General features: G+C 60.1%; 13 protein-coding genes and 3 pseudogenes. 6 read left to right on the top strand and 10 right to left on the bottom strand.

What is annotated here, in order from left to right:
• Positions 1-9: 9 nt before the first annotated feature.
• Positions 10-1,572: a glutamine-hydrolyzing GMP synthase gene (guaA, locus tag X760_RS40955; RefSeq protein WP_023716495.1), complete on the top strand. Its 1,563-nt coding sequence runs from the start codon at positions 10-12 to the stop codon at positions 1,570-1,572.
• A gap of 262 nt (positions 1,573-1,834) precedes the next feature.
• Here guaA and X760_RS40960 read toward each other — a convergent pair.
• A pseudogene (locus X760_RS40960) lies at positions 1,835-2,356 on the bottom strand (NAD(P)-binding domain-containing protein).
• A 407-nt stretch (positions 2,357-2,763) separates the two neighbouring features.
• On the opposite strand from X760_RS40960, the gene X760_RS40965 reads away from it, so the two are divergent.
• Positions 2,764-2,997, top strand: coding sequence for a hypothetical protein (locus X760_RS40965; RefSeq protein ID WP_023716496.1), 234 nt, complete (start codon positions 2,764-2,766; stop codon positions 2,995-2,997).
• Positions 2,998-3,156: 159 nt separating this feature from the next.
• Here X760_RS40965 and X760_RS40970 read toward each other — a convergent pair whose 3' ends face one another.
• A complete protein-coding gene (locus tag X760_RS40970) occupies positions 3,157-4,287 on the bottom strand; it encodes an aminopeptidase (protein WP_023716497.1) in 1,131 nt (376 codons plus the stop codon).
• Positions 4,288-4,551: 264 nt separating this feature from the next.
• Between X760_RS40970 and X760_RS40975 the strand changes: the two genes are divergently transcribed.
• The 3 genes and pseudogenes from X760_RS40975 to X760_RS76100 all read left to right on the top strand — a co-directional run.
• Positions 4,552-5,211, top strand: a complete 660-nt coding sequence (locus X760_RS40975) for a L,D-transpeptidase (protein ID WP_023716498.1) — start codon at positions 4,552-4,554, stop codon at positions 5,209-5,211.
• A 10-nt stretch (positions 5,212-5,221) separates the two neighbouring features.
• Entirely contained in the window at positions 5,222-5,734 is a 513-nt protein-coding gene (locus X760_RS40980; protein ID WP_023716499.1) for an OmpA family protein, read from the top strand.
• 1,141 nt (positions 5,735-6,875) lie between these two features.
• A pseudogene (locus X760_RS76100) lies at positions 6,876-7,001 on the top strand (LysR family transcriptional regulator); the annotation flags it as partial.
• 106 nt (positions 7,002-7,107) lie between these two features.
• Here the strand turns inward: X760_RS76100 and X760_RS40995 are convergent.
• The 4 genes and pseudogenes from X760_RS40995 to X760_RS41010 all read right to left on the bottom strand — a co-directional run bounded on the left by X760_RS40995 (position 7,108) and on the right by X760_RS41010 (position 10,274).
• The gene (locus X760_RS40995; RefSeq protein ID WP_023716502.1) at positions 7,108-7,920 is read right to left on the bottom strand and encodes an SDR family oxidoreductase; all 813 of its coding nucleotides are present in this window, start codon (positions 7,918-7,920) and stop codon (positions 7,108-7,110) included.
• A gap of 164 nt (positions 7,921-8,084) precedes the next feature.
• Positions 8,085-8,588: an SRPBCC domain-containing protein gene (locus X760_RS41000; RefSeq protein ID WP_023716503.1), complete on the bottom strand. Its 504-nt coding sequence runs from the start codon at positions 8,586-8,588 to the stop codon at positions 8,085-8,087.
• Between the two features lie 249 nt (positions 8,589-8,837).
• Positions 8,838-9,389: pseudogene (locus X760_RS41005) on the bottom strand (NAD(P)-binding domain-containing protein); the annotation flags it as partial.
• Between the two features lie 150 nt (positions 9,390-9,539).
• Positions 9,540-10,274, bottom strand: coding sequence for an SDR family oxidoreductase (locus X760_RS41010; RefSeq protein ID WP_023716505.1), 735 nt, complete (start codon positions 10,272-10,274; stop codon positions 9,540-9,542).
• 268 nt (positions 10,275-10,542) lie between these two features.
• On the opposite strand from X760_RS41010, the gene X760_RS41015 reads away from it, so the two are divergent.
• Positions 10,543-11,439, top strand: coding sequence for a LysR family transcriptional regulator (locus X760_RS41015; RefSeq protein ID WP_023716506.1), 897 nt, complete (start codon positions 10,543-10,545; stop codon positions 11,437-11,439).
• A 202-nt stretch (positions 11,440-11,641) separates the two neighbouring features.
• Here the strand turns inward: X760_RS41015 and X760_RS41020 are convergent, their stop codons facing one another.
• The 4 genes from X760_RS41020 to X760_RS41035 all read right to left on the bottom strand — a co-directional run bounded on the left by X760_RS41020 (position 11,642) and on the right by X760_RS41035 (position 18,664).
• The gene (locus X760_RS41020; protein ID WP_245278482.1) at positions 11,642-13,942 is read right to left on the bottom strand and encodes a mechanosensitive ion channel family protein; all 2,301 of its coding nucleotides are present in this window, start codon (positions 13,940-13,942) and stop codon (positions 11,642-11,644) included.
• Between the two features lie 347 nt (positions 13,943-14,289).
• A complete protein-coding gene (locus X760_RS41025) occupies positions 14,290-15,372 on the bottom strand; it encodes an adenylate/guanylate cyclase domain-containing protein (RefSeq protein WP_023716508.1) in 1,083 nt (360 codons plus the stop codon).
• A gap of 3 nt (positions 15,373-15,375) precedes the next feature.
• Positions 15,376-15,867 carry a Rab family GTPase gene (locus X760_RS41030; protein WP_023716509.1) on the bottom strand — a complete coding sequence of 164 codons (492 nt, stop codon included), beginning with the start codon at positions 15,865-15,867 and terminating at the stop codon, positions 15,376-15,378.
• Between the two features lie 16 nt (positions 15,868-15,883).
• Positions 15,884-18,664: an OmpA family protein gene (locus X760_RS41035; RefSeq protein ID WP_023716510.1), complete on the bottom strand. Its 2,781-nt coding sequence runs from the start codon at positions 18,662-18,664 to the stop codon at positions 15,884-15,886.
• Positions 18,665-18,666: the final 2 nt, after the last annotated feature.

Below are 18,666 nucleotides of genomic sequence, written 5' to 3' on the forward strand. Positions count from 1 at the left end.
ACGCTCGCCATGAAAACAGCCAATCATCCCGACACCGTCCTGATTGTCGATTTCGGCAGCCAGTTCACTCAGCTGATTGCCCGCCGCATTCGCGAGGCCGGCGTCTTTTCCGAGATCGTGCCCTTCCAGTCGGCTGAGGCGGCGTTCAAGCGCATCAATCCAAAGGCGGTGATCCTGTCCGGCGGTCCGGCCTCGACCAGCGACATCGGCAGTCCGCGCGCGCCACAGATCGTCTTCGACGCCGGCGTGCCGGTGCTCGGCATCTGCTATGGCCAGATGGCGATGTGCGTGCAGATGGGCGGCGTCGCCGAAAGCTCCGACCATCGCGAGTTCGGCCGCGCCTTCGTCGAGATCGCCAAGGACAGCCCGTTGTTCGAGGGCCTGTGGGCGCCCGGCCAGCGCCACCAGGTGTGGATGAGCCATGGCGACCGTGTCATCTCCCTGCCGAAGGGATTCGAGGTGCTCGGAAAATCGGAGGGCTCGCCCTTCGCCATCTTCGGCAATGTCGAGCGCAAGATGTACGGCCTCATGTTCCACCCCGAAGTGGTGCACACGCCGGACGGCGCCAGGCTGCTCCAAAACTTCGTCCACAACATCGCCGGCATCGAAGGCGACTGGACGATGCGGGCCTACCGTGAGCACGCGGTCGAGACGATCCGCAAGCAGGTCGGCAAGGGCAAGGTGATCTGCGCGCTTTCGGGCGGCGTCGATTCCTCGGTCGCGGCCCTGCTGATCCACGAGGCGGTCGGCGATCAGCTGACCTGCATCCTCGTCGACCACGGGCTGATGCGCAAGGACGAGGCGGCCGGCGTGGTGGAGATGTTTCGCCAGCACTACAATCTGCCGCTGATCCTGGTCGATGCTTCGGACCGTTTTATCGGCGCGCTCGAGGGCGAGTCGGATCCGGAGAAGAAGCGCAAGACCATCGGCCGGCTGTTCATTGAAGTGTTCGAGGAGGAGGCCGAGAAGCTCGGCGGCGCCGACTTCCTGGCGCAAGGCACGCTCTATCCCGACGTCATCGAAAGCGTCTCTTTCACCGGCGGACCGTCGGTGACGATCAAGTCGCACCACAATGTCGGAGGCCTACCCGCGCGCATGAACATGCAGCTGGTCGAGCCGCTGCGCGAATTGTTCAAGGACGAGGTGAGGGCGCTCGGCAAGGAGCTCAGCCTGCCCGACAGCTTCATCGGCCGGCATCCGTTCCCCGGCCCCGGTCTCGCCATCCGCTGCCCGGGCGGCATCACCCGCGAAAAGCTGGAGATACTGCGCGAGGCCGATGCCATCTATCTGGATGAGATCCGCAAGGCCGGCCTCTACGACGCCATCTGGCAGGCCTTCGCCGTGCTGCTGCCGGTGCAGACCGTCGGCGTGATGGGTGACGGCCGCACCTACGAATTCGTCTGCGCGCTGCGCGCCGTCACCTCGGTCGACGGCATGACGGCCGACTTCTACCATTACGACATGGCATTCCTGGGCGCCGCCGCCACCCGCATCATCAACGAGGTGCGCGGCATCAACCGCGTCGTCTACGACGTGACGAGCAAACCGCCAGGCACGATCGAGTGGGAGTGAGGAGGGAGTGCGGTGGAGTAGTATCGGATAGCAGAGGACACTCGAGCGAATCCTAGGCCATCGATAGCAGCCGATAGGTTCTAGGCGACCGGCAGATCTGCCGCTGTGTCGGGCGTCTCCCCGCTCTTCGAACGGCGCCCATACTCCGTCGGGCCCACCCCAACCTTCGCGACTTTGTGGCCTTCAAATATTCGGTCGCGCGCTGCTCGAAGAAGTTAGCGCGCGACCAGTTCTCGGCGTCGACCACACGGTCGTAGATCGATTACTGCTCCTTCTTGAACAGGTCCTGGAAGATGAGCTGGCCCCACGTGCGGCCGCGTGCGTGAACCAGCGCGCCACCCTCGCTGAGCTTTCCCAGCTTGACGGGTGCGAACCCGAGTTGTTTGGCCAAGGCCGCCACCGGAGCGGTCGCGTCCTCGTCGTCGCTCGACAGAAAGACGACCCGGTGGCCGCCCTCGACGACCAGGTGATTGAACCCTTTCACGAGCTTGGCGCCGGTNACTGGAAACGCGTTCATCGCGTCGATGACCGTCTTGCCTTTCCAACTCGGCAGGACCTTCGCAACCTCGCGATGTTCCCCGAACGGGACCGCCAAGATGATTGTGTCGGCCTCGAGTGCATCCCGCAGCGACTTGGCGACGACCGTGGGTCCAATCGCCCGAGCCTATGGCGCCAGCGCCTCGGGTGGCCGGCGGCTCGCGACGGTCACGTCGATGTTTTTACGGGCGAAGGCGTGGGCGAGGGCCTGGCCTACCGCACCGAATCCTACAATCGCATAGCTCATAATACTTCTCCGATCGGTGTTGGTCTTGATTCCCCGGCCCTCAACGGCGCTGGGTTATCCGTTTCGCTGCATGGCGACCTTCGCGAGATCTTCGGACTGCCACCCCAAGCGATGCGCGTCATCGGTTCGAATTCCTGAATTGACGCGTAGACGTCCTGCCGTGAACGACTTCCGCGCGGCCGGACGGTCAGCCGCGCGGCAGGCAAGCCCGGATACTCGAACGTGTGCGTCCAATCCTCCTCACTCGTTCATGTCGACATGGCTTGCGATCTCCGACTCAGGCGGAACCTATGACTCACAACCGACCCCAAGGAACACTGTTGCCGCCCATCTAGCCGTCTTATCGGTATCGGCGAAGCCGCTGATCTGTGCTAAGCCGCCGCCCGAATAGCCAAAGGAGTACACCCGTGAGCGAGCCGACCGTGGCCGAGGCGACCGACAGCATCTATGCATCGCTCCGGGCGAACAATGCCGACATCGACGCACATATCGCGGCGCTCAAAGCAGCGCTGACGCGAGAGGGGATAGAACAGGCGGTGTTCGATCCGGCAAGGCTGGCACAGAACAACCGTTCGGGCCGCAAGCTGATGCAGGCTTATTTTCGGCAGCGCGGCGTGAGCGTGAGGTTTTCGGCCTCGTAGGGGCGCACACTGAGGCGCCACAGCCCGCCGGCAATCATTGTGGTCCAGGACCCCTCGGGGAGTTCAGGCAAGTCCGCTTTTGGCTTCTGTAGGCCGACATGCGTCTTCTGGCCCCGCCGACGTCAAAGTACCTAGGAAATCGGCCGACAAATGGTCAATTCAATCACCTGCGCTGGCTGCCGAGTACATCAGCGACCGATTCGCCGCTTCTGGCCTTCGGATTTGACCGGCCCAATCGCATGTATCTGCCGCCTCGAGCGCTTCGGCGCGGTCAGATTTGTCTAACGCTCCTATCCGTCGAACCGACGCGAAGAACCGTGGATAGTCGCCCGAACACAAATCGAATAAGCGGAGAAACGCAGTCACCCGATCGCTGTAGACGGAAGTCGCGGCGAGCTTTGCGTTGTTGATCGGAGCATCGAACCAGGCGTCATATCCACGGTATCCACCCCAGCGCCTGTCGCGCATCTGTCGGTATCGCGTCCTCAGCCGTTCGATCGCGGCCTTCTTCGCGGCCCGCTTCTGCTCAGAAGTAACATCGTCGTCATAGACATGCCTTAGCTCGTCCCGGGTCTGCGACACCAGCACAAGAAACTCAGCTCTGCGCCTCCGGTCGGCTTCGTAACGGCGCAATCCGGCAGTATCGCCGGTCGCGCGCAGCCATTTTCTCACACCGGTTGTTTCGACAGCGACAGCGAACGCCTCGTTGAACGAGGAATCGTCATGCACGTAGACGCGCTGGTGAGCGAGTTCGTGGAATACCAGCCCTGCAAGATACGTTTCATCTTGGCTGAGCATGGTGCTTAGCAGCGGGTCACTTGACCAGCCGAGCGTGGAATATGCAGTGATGCCCGTCACATAGATGTCCAGGCCCTGTCTCTGAAGTTCGACAGCGGTTTCAATCGCAGACCTTTTGGAGAAGTACCCTCGGTACGGTACGCATCCGAACACCGGAAAGCACCATGTTCGTGGCGTCAGCGAGAATTCCGGCGCTGCAAAGATGGCCCATGTCACCGCGTCTCGACCAACGTCAACATAGCTGCGGTAGCTGTTGTTGTCCGGCAGCGCTAGTTCATCTATCGCAAACTGTCGGATGGCGCTCGCCGATGCCATTCGAGCGCGCAATGTCCCAGGGGTCGAAGGATTGTCGATCAGCTCTCCGACATCCTGGCGCGCCGCCATGATCTCCACGTGACCCTTCAAGGATTGTGCGTAGTAGGAAATGCTGGTGCAACCTGCCACGCCGGACATCACGATCATCGCAGCAACCGAACGAAAAGCATGCATCATGCCCACGGCATCGCTCACACTTCCGGATAGGGCAAATGTCGCAACTACGCCCGGTCCCAAACAGTCGCGCCAATTTGGTAAGGTCCTGGAGGGGGTTTAGGTTAGACGTTGGTCCTCGGCAAGATAGTCACAATTCGGTCACTCGCCGCCAAATTGCCGAATGTCCGGACACGGCCGACTTAAGCAACGCAGCATTTTCCACTTTGAGGCGAAATAATTCTCAACTATGGTCCGCCAGGCTTTAGGCATGGGGGAATATTGCCGATGGTTTTATCACGCAGGGGTGTCGTGCTCGGTGGCCTGGCGCTGGTCGCGGTGGGTGCAACCAGCAATATTGCTCAAGCCGCGGCGGCAAAATCCTTTTTCGCCGGTACCGCCAGCGACAACAATTTTGTCTATCGCAAGACCAACTTCGCCAAGATCGACAAGAGATGGCATCGCCAGATCGTCAAGTATTTCAGCAGCGAGCCGGTCGGCACCGTCGTGGTCGATACCCGCCACCACTTCCTCTACGTCATCATGGAAAACAAGACCGCCATCCGCTACGGCGTCGGCGTCGGCAAGGACGGCTTCAAATGGTACGGCCGCGCGAAGATCGACCGCCGCGCGCTGTGGCCGCAATGGGTCCCGCCCCCCGAAATGCGTAAGCGCAAGCCGGACCTACCACCCATGGTCGCAGGCGGCGCGTCCAACAATCCGCTCGGGCCGCGCGCGCTCTATTTGCACCGCGACGGCGCCGACACCGGCTACCGCCTGCATGGCACGCTGGAGCCATGGAGCATCGGCACCGACGCTTCCAGCGGCTGCATCCGTATGTTCCCGGAAGACATCATCGACCTCTACCAGCGCTGCCCGATCGGCACCGCGGTGCAGGTCCTGCCGCACATCGCCGACCAGGCGCCCGCTTCCACCACTGTCGAATGATTGGCGCCTCATGAACCGCACGATTGAAAACACGCGCCGGCTGCTCGCCGCCGGCCTGCTGGTGCTGGTCGCATCCTGCTCGACCAGCAACACGCTGGCCCCTTCCACGCCCGACGTCACCAACACCGAGGTTGCCGGCTTCCAGAACGTGCAGCCGGGCAGCGACGAGGATTTTATCCTCAATGTCGGCCGCCGCACCTATTTCACGCAAGGTTCGGCCGCGCTCGATTCTGTCGCCAAGGCCACCCTCGACACCCAGATCGCCTGGTTAGCAAAGCATCCGCGCTGGCTGCTCAAGCTGCAGGGTTTCGCCGACGATCCCGGCGCAAGTGAAACGGCGCTGTCGCAGCAGCGCGCCGATGCGGTGATGGACTACCTCGCCGCCGGCGGCATAGACCGCAACCGCATGTGGGCCAAGGGCTACGGCAAGGACAGGCTCGTCCGCGAGTGCCCCGACAACGCCTGCAGGTCGCAGAACCGCCGGGTTGTGTCTAATTTGCGCGATGTGAGGGACGAGCCATAGGGCTGCTGTTTTGCTTGTGACCCGAAGCAGAGTCTCACACGCGACGGCGGCATGGCTGCTTTGCGCCTCATCTCAGTCGTTAACCCAAACTCTGCCTCGACTTGAAAGCGGTTGTTCCCACAACTGCAACAGCGGCAGCCAAGCGTCCTTTCTTTTGTGATGATCCCAAGAGCCATTGCTCTGCCACACTACGGCCTTTGGGTTACAGACAGGCGAGTGTGACGCCTGTTGCTTCGGCGTTTCCTGCGTGCTTGCGAACCGCAATATCGGAAGCAGATCGCTCGGTGACCTCCGTCGCCGATTTGGATCAATCAGCGGTTCACAATTTGTTTCGCGTAGGATAATGCCCGATCGTGGGAAATTTTGCGATCGTCACTGAATGAACAACCTTGACCTTTCCGCCACGACTTCGTTCTGAGCGTCAAGCCAGAGTACGCTACCAAGATTGTAAGCGGTCAGAAGAAAGTCGAACTGAGGCGTCGATTTCCACACCTTTACACGCGCGGCAGCGTCGACTTCTTCCGCACATATCCCGGAATGTATGTGCCGGCCGCTGATACTGCGATGTCAGGTCCTCGGTCAACCACTGCAGCATATCGCGTACGAGACCCTGGCTTTGACCAAGATGAATTGGAACAACACTCAGTTCGACAACGGAATGCCGATTACTATTGCGACGGCAAGACAGGTGGGGCAGGTGCTGAAGTACCTCGGAGACGGGCAGGAGATCGCTCCAAGGTACAGCTTTTACATGTAGAGAATCGGCTCTGACGCTGCGGAAGCGGGCAGCTCTATGTCGGCGAACGAAAGCGATGGAGTGAACACAAACGCCCACTCTGGCTGCGCGAACGGAGGGGAGTGCTGTGGAGTAATATCGGATAGCAGAGGACACTCGAGCGAATCCTAGGCCATCGATAGCAGTCGATAGATTCTAGGCGACCGACAGATCTGCCGCTCTGTCGGGCGTCTCCCCGCTCTTCGAACGGCGCCCATACCCCGTCGGGCCTACCTCAACCTTCGCGACTTTGTGGCCTTCAAATCTTCGGTCGCGCGCTGCTCGAAGAAGTTAGCGCGCGATCAGTTCGTGGAGATGTTTCGCCAGCACTATAATCTGCCGCTGATCCTGGTCGATGCTTCGGAGCCGGTGCTTTCCAACCATGCGGTCGAGCGGCACAATATCACGGCGGTCTGGCCGGAAAGCCGGCGCGCCAATCCCGCTGTGCGCGCCTTCCTCGACCTGTTGCAGGGTGTGTCGAGAAACAGGTGAAGGTCACGGCCAGCATTTGGCCTGAAGACACCGGGCAGGGGAAACTCAGCCGCAGGTGTCGACCGTCCGCTGGTCGGCGCCATTAGCGCCATAACCGTCTCGGCAGCTACGCGACGAAGCGGACCACGCCGCCATCCACCCGCAAAGCCGCGCCGGTTGTCGCCGAAGCCTGCTCCGAGCATGCGTAGATGATCATGTTGGCCACCTCATCGGTGGTCGCGAAGCGTTGGATGAGGGTGGTCGGACGCATCGCCTTCAAGAAGCCCTGTTCGGCCTCCTGCTGCGTGATTCCGTTTGCGTCAGCCTGCTTCGCCATGAAGTCGCCCAGGATCTCAGAGCGGGTAGGTCCCGGCAGGACGGCGTTGATTGTGACACCCGTGCCCGCGACCGCCTCGGCGAGCCCGCGCGACACCGCGAGTTGAGCGGTCTTGGTCATGCCGTAGTCGAGCATTTCCTTAGGGATGTTGACTGCGGACTCGCTACTTACAAACACGACGCGGCCCCAGCCTTTCGCCACCATCCGCGGCAGATAATGACGGGTCACGCGCACGCCACTCATTACGTTCAACTGGAAGAGGCCAAGCCAGTCCTCGTCGGGGATCTTCGCGATGTCCTCGACGCCACTGTAGCTCCGGATGTGAGCCGTACCAACATTGTTCACAAGGATATCGGCGTCCGGCGCCTGCGCGATCAAGGCCTGGGCACCCTCCGCTGTCGCAAGATCGGCGGCGATGCCCGAGATGTCGCTTCCGGGAAAGGCCTGCCGCATCTGCCTCACCGCCTCGTCGACCCGGGTATTCCCACGGCCGTTGACGACGACCGATGCACCGGCACGGGCAAACCCCTCCGCCGTCGCGCGGCCGATTCCGGCGGTGGATCCGGTGACAATCGCCTTGCGGCCCCTGAGTTCAATATTCATGTCATTTATCTCCAATGGTAGGTGGGTGATCATCCGCCGATCCAGGCTGGAAGCGCCCGTCGTCTGTTGAGTACCGACAATATTCGGGACGAAGGCAGGCCCAGTACTGTTCGGTCGAAAGCGTTGCGGCCCAAGCAACCGGCCAGGCCTCAAGACAAGCCCATTCAACTTGCCCTGCTTGCCACTTCCGCCTCCGCAGCGCGGGCGAGGCTTTCGACCCATTCCTGGTGATAGCGGTAGAGTGCACCGGGATGCTTGCGCCCGAGTTCCTCAAGGAACCAAGGGCCCTGCTGCGTTTCTTCGGTCAGCATATGGCAGCCATCGACCGTAGGAGTGATGACCCAGCCGTGGTACGCGCTCGAGCCGGTCTCGTCGCCATCGACCGTCGTCGCCCACGCGAGCCTGCGGAAGGGTTCACACTCCGTCACGACCAGACTCATCGGAAAGCCAACCGTCACCCGGCTGTATCTGGTTTGAAGCGCCAGTTCCGGCTTGCCGGTCAAGATCTTGACCTGATCTTCGGCGGGAAAGTAGCTCGACCAATTCTCGGCATCGACGAGCAGCTTCCAGACCACTTCAGCCGGCGCCTTCACGTCAATGTCGTTGAGTGCGTAGATGGCCGACGTTTTCGGATCATATCGCTCGGGCCAAATCACATGATCATACATCGATTACTGCTCCTTCTTGAACAAATCCTGGAAGATGAGCTGGCCCCAAGTGCGGCCGCGTGCGTGCACCAGCGCGCCACCCTCGTTGAGCTTTCCCAGCTTGACGGGTGCGAACCCGAGTTGTTTGGCCAAGGCCGCCACCGGAGCGGTCGCGTCCTCGNTGAGCTTTCCCAGCTTGACGGGTGCGAACCCGAGTTGTTTGGCCAAGGCCGCCACCGGAGCGGTCGCGTCCTCGTCGTCGCTCGACAGAAAGACGACCCGGTGCACGCCCTCGACGATCGGATCGGCAGCCAGGGTGGCCGCAATCAGGTGATTGAACCCTTTCACGAATTTGGCGCCGGTGAACGCCTTCGCGACGAAGGCGGAGGACGGGAGACCGTCCAGCTCTTCAGGGACTGGAAACGCGNCCCGGTGGCCGCCCTCGACGACCAGGTGATTGAACCCTTTCACGAGCTTGGCGCCGGTGAACGCCTTCGCGACGAAGGCGGAGGACGGGAGACCGTCCAGCTCTTCAGGGACTGGAAACGCGTTCATCGCGTCGATGACCGTCTTGCCTTTCCAACTCGGCAGGACCTTCGCAACCTCGCGATGCTCCCCGAACGGGACCGCCAAGATGATTGTGTCGGCCTCGAGTGCATCCCGCAGCGACTTGGCGACGACCGTGGGTCCAATCGCCCGAGCCTGCGGCGCCAGCGCCTCGGGCGGCCGGCGGCTCGCGACGGTCACGTCGATGTTTTTACGGGCGAAGGCGTGGGCGAGGGCCTGGCCTATCTTACCGAATCCTACAATTGCGTAGCTCATAATGCTTCTCCGATCCGTGTTGGTATTGATTCCCCGGCCTTCAACGGCGCTGGGTTATTCGTTCCGCTGTGTGGCGACCTTTGCGTGGTCGTTCCACCATGGACACGCTAGTTCCCGCCGGTCAGCCGCTTCCCGCGATCCGGCGCGATTTCAGATGGCCGAGAAGCCGCCATCGACAGACAACTCCACCCCATTCACGAAGCTCGAATCGTCGGAAGCAAGAAACAGCGCGGCCGTCGCAATTTCCTCAGGACGCCCCATCTTTCCCCGCGGGATCAGGGATTCGAACATCCGCTTCCCCTCCTCGTCGAGAACTTGGTCCTGCATCGGTGTGGCGATCGGCCCCGGGTGCAGCACGTTCACCCGGATATTCCTTCCCTTCAGCTCGTTGAGCCACCCGCGTGCGAATGCGTGCAACGCCGCCTTGCTCGCCGCATACACGCTGTAACCAGGAAAACCTTTCACCGAAGCAACTGATCCGGTCATGAAGATCGATCCGCCATCGTTGAACAGCGGCAACGCCTTTTGCACCGTGAACAGCGTGCCGCGCGTATTCAGGCCGAAGGTCGCATCGAAATGCTGCTCGGTAATCTCGCCCAGTGGGACGGCTTCGCCCGTGCCGGCGCTCGCATACAGGACGTCGATCTTGCCCTTTTCCCGCTTGACTGTATCGAACAGGCGGTCGAGGTCATCGAGATTGGCCGCATCGCCGCGCACGCCGGTCACGTTCCGGCCGATCAGCTTGACGGCCTCGTCCAGCGCCTCCTGTCTCCGGCCCGTGATGAAAACATAGGCGCCTTCTTCAACGAACCGCTTGGCGCTCGCCAGCGCCATGCCGCTCGATCCACCCGTGATGACTGCAACCTTGCCCTCAAGCTTTCCCATGACTTCTCCTTTCGTGGTGTCGGGACAGCATCTGCCTCCGAGAACCTCGAAATGGGTCCGCCGGCGTCAGGTGTTGAGTGCGGAAGCGCGCACATCGGTGGTGCGAAATCGATCCGGCTGGACGACTGAGGCCAGCCGCGACGATCGGCGTCCGCCGTTCGAAATTGGGCCGCGCTCGTCGACATAGGCTATGATGACCGCCCGTACTGCTGTTCGATGTGTTAAATACGGGCTTTGGAAGGCGCACCGCGCGGTGCCGGATTGCACCATGATCGACTGGGATGACGTTCGCTACTTTCTTGCCGTCTCGCGCGGAGGCTCCGTGCGGGCTGCCGCCGAGCGCCTCGGTGTGAACCACTCGACCGTGCTGCGACGCGTCGCCCAGCTCGAGGAACGCCTCGGGGTGCACATGTTCGAAAAGCTGCCTTCGGGCTACCGCCTGACGGCTGCGGGCGAGGAGGTCCTCGAGTTCGCGGACCAGATGGAAGTGTCGTCGCACCTGCTGGAGACGCGCGTCTTCGGGCGCGACCAGAGCGTGCGCGGGCTTCTGCGGGTGACGCTGGCACCGCCCCTCGCGACACACCTGCTCATGCCGGATTTCGCCGATTTCGCGCGTCTGCATCCGGACATCGAGATGGAAATCTTGTCGTCCGGCGAGCTGGCAAATCTGACCAACCGGGAGGCCGACGTCGCGATCCGCGTCGTCTACGACCGCAAAACCCTGCCGCTCAATCTTCACGGCCTGAAGGGACCGGAGCTGTTCGGCGGCGTCTACATGTCTCGCGATCGACTAGCCGCGTGGCGTGCGGGCGCGCCTGATCCCATCCGGTGGATCGTCATAAGCATTCATGGCATCCCGGATTGGGCCAGCGAGGGTGAGGTTCGTACCACGGGGGTTCCGTTCAGGACCACGGACGGCGAGGCGCAGATCGTTGCAGTACGGCAAGGGCTCGGGATGACGACACTGCCGTGCTTCGTCGGAGATGCCGACCCCCTACTGGTGAGGGTGCCGGGCACCGACCTGCACATGTACGGAACGCTCTGGCTTCTCACACAGGGGGAGACACGCAAGACGAAGCGCGTGCGGCTCTTCACCGAGTTCGTATCCCGCAGGCTCGCCGCGTACGCGCCGCTTCTCGCGGGACGGTCCTTATCGCGTGACTGACGCGCGGCAGGTAGCCGATGGCGCTGTCTCGAACGTACCGCTGTATCAACTTACGCAGCCCGATGTAAATCTCGGGACGGACTCTGGTTGTAGACTGCCTCGTGACCGTCTTTTTCGTCTTAACGGTTGAAGATAGAAGAGTATCCCTGCCACGGGCGATGCGCGGAAAGCGACGCTGTGACCGGCAGGTGTCACAGCTTTCCTACTCCGGTGTGCTGGCTTTTTTTCTGCGCCGAATAGTGTGCGACTGCGCAACGGCCATTTTCAACTCGGGTGTGATCTCCAACGGCGCATTCTCTGCCCCATGTGGGTTCTGTAGCCCCTGGACCTGGACGGTCGGAAATGGGAGTTCGATGCCCTGCTCTTTGAAGACTTGGCGGAGGCGTACATAGAATTTGCGTTTCATACCGAAGGCGCCTCCCGGTTTGGTTGTGGCCTTGACCCTCAATACGATGCCGTATTCGCCGAACTCCTGTACGCCCTGCATCTTGATCGGGTCGAGCACCCAGTGTTTGAACTCGGGATCTTCCGCCAGTTCGAGGCCGATCCGCTTGATCAGCTTGCGAGCGAAGTCGATATCGGTGTCATAACCAACGGTGATGTTGAATTTGTCGATAACCCAGTCACGACTCTGGTTCTGGACTGCCCCGAGTTCACCGAAAGGTATCGTGAACAGCGGACCACGATGGTGGCGCAGCTTCACCGAGCGCAGCGAAAAGCTTTCCACAGTACCCTTGTAATTGCCCGATGAAATGTATTCGCCGACACGGAACGCATCATCGAGCAGGAAAAACACGCCTGAAATGACGTCCTTGACGATGGTTTGTGCCCCAAAGCCCACGGCGACGCCGACGACGCCAGCGCCGGCGATCAGCGGGCCGATCTGGATACCCAGCGAGGCGAGCATCATAAGCACCGCCATCACGATGATCGATGCGAGCAGAATGTTCTGGAGGATCGGCAAGAGCGTGTGCAGCCGCGCCTGCTGCGGATCGAGGACCGGGACATCCTCGTCGCTGATCACAGGGTGCGGTGTTTCGATGCCCAGCTTTCGTTCGATCAAAGCTTTGATGATCGACCAGCCGAAATCGGCTGCTAGGGCAATGACCACGACATTGACCAAGCCGCGCAATATGAACGTCGTCGTCGTATCGCTGTCCCGCATGGATTGCATGTCCAGACCCCAGACACGTGCGAGAAAGTAAGCCGCCGCCAAGATGAAAATCATTCGGATTGCGCGATCGATGACAGCGATCGTCACCGCCGGGATCGTAGGCCGGCCGACATCTTCCGAACCTGGTCGCAGAACGAAATTAACCCCGCGCTGCGTCATCACGATTGCAAAAGGCAGGAAGAATGCGGCGAAGGTAAACCAGAAGTATGTATAAAGGCCGGCGATGCGCTGCAGGAACAGGACGACGAAATAAGCAGTCAATAGCCATGTCGCTTCCGTGTGACCGATGTGGCGCGCACCGTCTCGCTGCGTTCTTGGCCGACGCCAAACCGCGAGCAGCAGGAGCACCAGCAGCACGAAGTCGGCGCCCAGTGACAGGACCATCATTCCGTCCTGATCGATGCCGAGACCTGGCAAGAGGATAAACGCGGCGCCGAAGAAGGCGAAGACGCCGACGATCCGGGGTAGCCAATAGGACCAATGGTCAGCCGCTTCGTTGGTGATCGGCAAAGCACGAACCTCGACGGCATTCTCGACATTCATGAAGGAAGGGACGAGCATGGCCATGACGTACATGCGCACACCCCATGTAACGACTGCCGCCATCAGAAATGTCAGTACAATCTCGCGGATAAGCATTGGCCAGTCGAACAACATGAACGCGCCGGCGCTGCCCAGTGCGAAAGAGACGATCAGCATGCTGGAATAAAGCATGCGACCACCAATCTTCTTGGCTCGCCCAATCGGCGTATCCTTCGGTTGCGCGATAATCCAAAGACGAAATGGACGGGTGAACTTGAACGTTGCCCAAGTGAGTGCCAGGCCGGCAGCGATGAACATCGCAATCAGCACAAATACGGCGGCTGACCCCTTGCTGGACATATCCTCCATCGTCTCTGCCCGAACGCGCGCGAACTGGCCTGGCAGCAAGGGCAAAGTTCGCACGATTCTTTCGATATGATGCCTGATCCCATCAAGCGTCGAGGATGCCATCGTATTCATCTGGCCGGGTGCGGCCACGGCGCCGGACGATGCGTCGGTCGGCGAAGCTCCTGTCTCGGCAGGCGCTCCCGTTGACCCGGCGTCCTGATTTCGCTGTTCGGCCACCCAGGCCTTCACTGATGGATCGTCGAGAAGCTCGAGCAGCTGTTTGACCCTTTCAGGCGGGGCGGTCGCCGGCGCCTGCGCCTGTGCCTGACCTGTCAACAAAAGGGCGATCCCAAAGACGAGCGGCCTGGCAATCAGGGCAAACATCGCAGTCAGGTCTCCGAGACGCCGTGCCAGGCGCGCCAGGTTCCTGGCCCCCAATCGTCGAATGATGCGTGGCATCGTGCTGTTAACCTTCCGGTCAGATCGGCTAGCAACGACATCTATGTCCGTTGTTGCCCTACCTTGAAGAAACCGATGTTGCGGTGCAAGACGTCATCGTTTCGACCCAGACCGTTACGCCGGGTACTTCGCGGTGTCTACTTAGCCGCCGGGGGAGGGCATTCCGACCTAGGCCCAGCCTCCAGCCGTTATATGAACTGCGCATCCGTGATGCTGGGCGTAAAAGACCCGGCACCAGGATCCCCCAGGCCAGAACGCGTATGCCGCGGTGGGCATCGCCGACCGAGGCTATGTGATGGAAACTGGGCGCATGACCGTGCAGGGAAGAACGATGGCGACGTCAGATATCAGGATCCGATTTCCCCCGGGAGCCGCCACATTCGCACACGACCTGTACCACGCAATTCCGTTTCCGCGAGTGGGTCGCAAGCAAAATTTGGTCCAAGCAGTTTGTGAGTTGCATCCGAAATACGGATTTCATCGGGCTCCGCGGACGTTTGGATACGTGCGGCGAGATTAACGGTGTCGCCCCATAGGTCATAGGCAAACCGCCTTGTGCCTATGACGCCCGCCACGATTGGTCCTGAGTGAATTCCAATTCTGAGTCTTATCGGTTCTCCTGCGAAGCGTTCGAGCTTAACCGCCTTCCGCAGTTCAAGTGCATAGTGCGCAAGGGCTTCCGCATGATCGGATCGCGCGGCGGGCAGGCCAGCGACCACCATCACACAATCGCCGATTGTCTTGATCTTTTCGCAGCCGTATCGCTCCGAGAGCAGATCCGCCGCCTTGAAGAAGTAATTTAAAATAGCGAGCGTCGTCACGGCTCCGACGTTCCGCGCTCTTTCCGTAAAACCGACGATGTCGGCAAAAAGCACACTCACCTCTGCGTAGTTGTCTGCAATTTCTTCGTGCGCTTTTAGCCGCTCCGCGATAGACGCCGGAAGAATGTTGAGGAGCAGGGCTTCGGCGCGCTGGTATTCACGCGACAATCCCTCTTGGCTCGCCCTCAACGCCTCGTTCATCGATTGTAATTTCTCGTTGAGTTGACGCTCCCTCTCTTGCAGGAGCGTCATTTCATAAGCCTTCTGTTGAAGTCGCTGCCTATTGTCGCGTTCGGCAGTGGCGTCAAGAAAGAGCAGCCACACGCAGGCATTGTCAGCAAAAAGATGGAGGTCCGCGACACGCCCGCTGGGCAGTTCGACCATGGCCATATGATATGGAAGCTCCGGGCAGGGCAGCAAACCTTCCATGAATTCAAGCTGCTCGGCAACAGGCTTACCTATGCGAACTGATGAGAGTCCGTAATGTTTAACGTTGCCGCCCTTCGCAGCTATGCAAAGCTGGGCGTCGATTTTCAGATATGCGACGGAGCGCTCGTTGTAGAAGAAATCGTAAATCCAGCTTCTGACTTCTCTTGGCAATTCATGCATGGTCTATTTTGCGACCATCGAAGCAAGCTGACGAAACGCATCATCAACATGTTCACCCGAAAGCGCACTTGTTAGATAGATTTGCCATCCAAGTTGCCTCAGTTCGTTAATTTCACTATCCGATATTGCCCACCGATCGGCCAGATCGGATTTGTTGAGCAGCAATACAAACGGCATAGCGCCGAATTCAGCCTCGGCCCGCTCGCGCAACGTGAGCGCCACGGCGAGAGTGGCGGCGCGGGTTCCATCGACGACAAGCACGAGCCCGCTCGCACCTCGCACATAGCTGACGCGGAATGAGCCGATATCGTCTTCGCCGGCCAAATCCCACAAAATCAGATCCACGGTTTTGTCCGGGAATGCGACACTCTTCTTGTCGATTTTCACTCCCACCGTGGTCAAGTAGGTTTCTGAAAAGATGCTTTGCACAAACCTGCGAACCAGACTCGTCTTTCCGACAGCGAACCCGCCCAACATGCAGATCTTCTTTTGCAATTTCCTGGGCTCCGCCCTAGTGGAAGTTTACCGTAACCGAAACTCTGCGGTTGGCGGAGTTCCCCGTTCGGCTATTTTCAATCTCCGCTGGCTCAAAGGTGCCCGCGCCGCGAACCAAGAGCAACTCCGGATCGACGCCGCGCTTCTTGAGAAGCGCACGAACTGTTTCCGCGCGCGCGGCGCTGATCGACAATTTGGCCGTTTCACGGCCCGTCTCGTCCGAATGGCCGGTCAACATGAACTGTGCTGTCACGCCTGCGTTGCGGGCGTCCTTGGCCAATTGCTTCAACTGATTCGCCAAATTGTCGAGAACCGGCAGTTGCTCTGGTCCCGGTACAGCCTTGCCAGAATCGAAGAAAATGTTGACCGCTTGAATAGCCTCCCTCGAATGAGTGAGTTGCGGAGGGGTCAACTCACGCAGCTCGGAGATTTCTAGAGAGAGTCCGTCCGCGGACAGCTGTTGGGCGGCGACCCGCGCCCGATCTATCCATGCGGCAGGAGCCTCACCCTGGGCAACAATGCGATCCTTGATGATCATAAGCCGAACCGATTTCGGCGGAGCCAGCGACGCCATCAGCCGCTTCAGCACGAACTTCGGATCAAGGCTTTGATAGAATTGCCACTGTGAATGAACGCGAGCAGGATCGACCCCTGTTCCGGACAGCAGAGCCTGCGGGTTGGCGGCCTGCGGGTCTCTCAGGCCGGAAATATAGAAATGTCCGCCCCTCGCCGTTTGTTGGGCGACGATGATTCCCGCTTGGGCCTCCAGTCGCGACACATAAGTCTGCCAGTGCTCCGCCGCGCGTGCTTCGGGGCTCACATCACGAACCTTGGAGATGTCGAATTCCGGTCCGCCTGCCGAAAGCTGTCGGGCCGCTGCGCGTGCGCGATCTATCCAGGTGTCGGNCTGCCAGTGCTCCGCCGCGCGTGCTTCGGGGCTCACATCACGAACCTTGGAGATGTCGAATTCCGGTCCGCCTGCCGAAAGCTGTCGGGCCGCTGCGCGCGCCCGATCTATCCAGGTGTCGGGAGCCTCACCCTCGGCAACGATGCGGTCCTCGACGATCGAAAGCCGAACTGATTTCGGCGGGGTCAGCGACACCATCAGCCGCTTCAGGACGAACTTCGGATCAAGGCTCTGATAGAATTGCCACTGCGAATGAACGCGGGCGGGATCGACCTCCGTTCCGGACAGCAGAGCCTGCGGGTCGGCGGCAAGCGGGTCTCTCAGGCCGGAAATATAGAAATGTCCGCCCCTCGCCGTTTGTTGGACGACGATGATTCCCGGTTGGGCCTCCAGTCGCGACACATAAGTCTGCCAGTGCTCCGCCGCGCGTGCTTCGGGGCTCACATCACGAACTCTGGAGATGTCGAATTCCGGTCCGCCTGCCGAAAGCTGTCGGGCCGCTGCGCGTGCGCGATCTATCCAGGTGTCGGGAGCCTCACCCTCGGCAACGATGCGATGATCGACGATCGAAAGTCGTACTGAATCCGGCGGAACCAGCGACGCCGTTAGCCGCTTCAACACGAACTCCGGATCAAGACTCTGATAGAATTGCCAGCGTGAATGAACGCGGGTTGGATCGACCTGCGTTCCGGCCAACAGCGACTGCGGGTCGGCGGCAAGCGGGTCTCTCAGGCCGGCAATATAGAATTGGCCATCGCGCACCTTTTGTTCGGCAACGATGATGCCCGGCTGGGTCCCCAGGCGCGACACATACGCCTGCCAGCGTTGCCCGGATTGCCAGGAAAGAAAGAACCAACCGCCTGCGGGAATCAAAACCAGCAGGACTGCAGCCACTACCAGCCACGGAAATCCCTGGTTTGATTCCTCCTGCTTCAGTTCAACGCAGGTCTGCAACTGCGTCTCTACGCCGGCCAACTGCGAACTGTCGCCGTCAAACTGCTCTAGAGCCTGTGAGTATTCATCATGGATGCGAAGCAATACATCGCGAATTATTTCATGTAATTCCTCCGGCGGATTTCCCCGGATCACCGCAACCAGGGTCGCAAACGGTCCAACTTCCGACCAGAGACGAAGCTCCCCGAAACGAATAGTGTCCAGGCCGCCCTGTTCTTTCTCGTTAAATGAGTCTTTTACAAAATCCTGAATTGCACTAAGCATCGAAGAGATCAGTTGAGGATCTTCGCTGGTTGCGTTTTCGGCAGTTACATGCTTGATCAAAAGCCCGGAATTGCGGTGAATGAGAAAGGCGTGTTCTACACGATAGACAAGAGAATGCCTGAGAACAACTTCTGAGAAGCTTGCCCCCGTTCTCCAAGCTTCAAATCTCCACTTGAGCCCATGCCAAGTAAATATATGTCTTAAAGTTTCATTCAGCGACTGAAAGGTTTGGTCGATCTTTTCGCCGATCGACTTGCGAATAGCCGGCAGAAACACCGGGTATAATATATCCGTCAGCGTGCGCGGGCTTTTCTGGATGGACCGTTGCACAGCCCTCTCGACAGCCGGCGCAAGGGCCTCTCCGAGTTGCGCATGAAGCGCACGTGCGGCTGCACTGGGGAGAACGCTCCCCAGTGCAGCCGCAAGCTGCTCGGGTTCGTCGAGCAGGTGCGTAACTCGTGAAAGCTCCGAAATTTCGCGACCGACCAGCAACTGGCGAAGCGTTTCCATGCGAGGATCGGCGGTTGGGATTCCGTCGAGACGCGCACGATAGTCCGGATCAACGTTCCGGGCAATTTCGATCAAAAGGCGAGCCAGAGCCTCGCGATCAATCTCTGTATCGTTCGAAGCTGCTCTTTGAGGAAGGCTGATTGGGTCGACGGTCGACGTCAAGT

This window comes from Mesorhizobium sp. LSHC420B00 (assembly GCF_000503055.1).
Classification (GTDB): Bacteria; Pseudomonadota; Alphaproteobacteria; order Rhizobiales; family Rhizobiaceae; genus Mesorhizobium.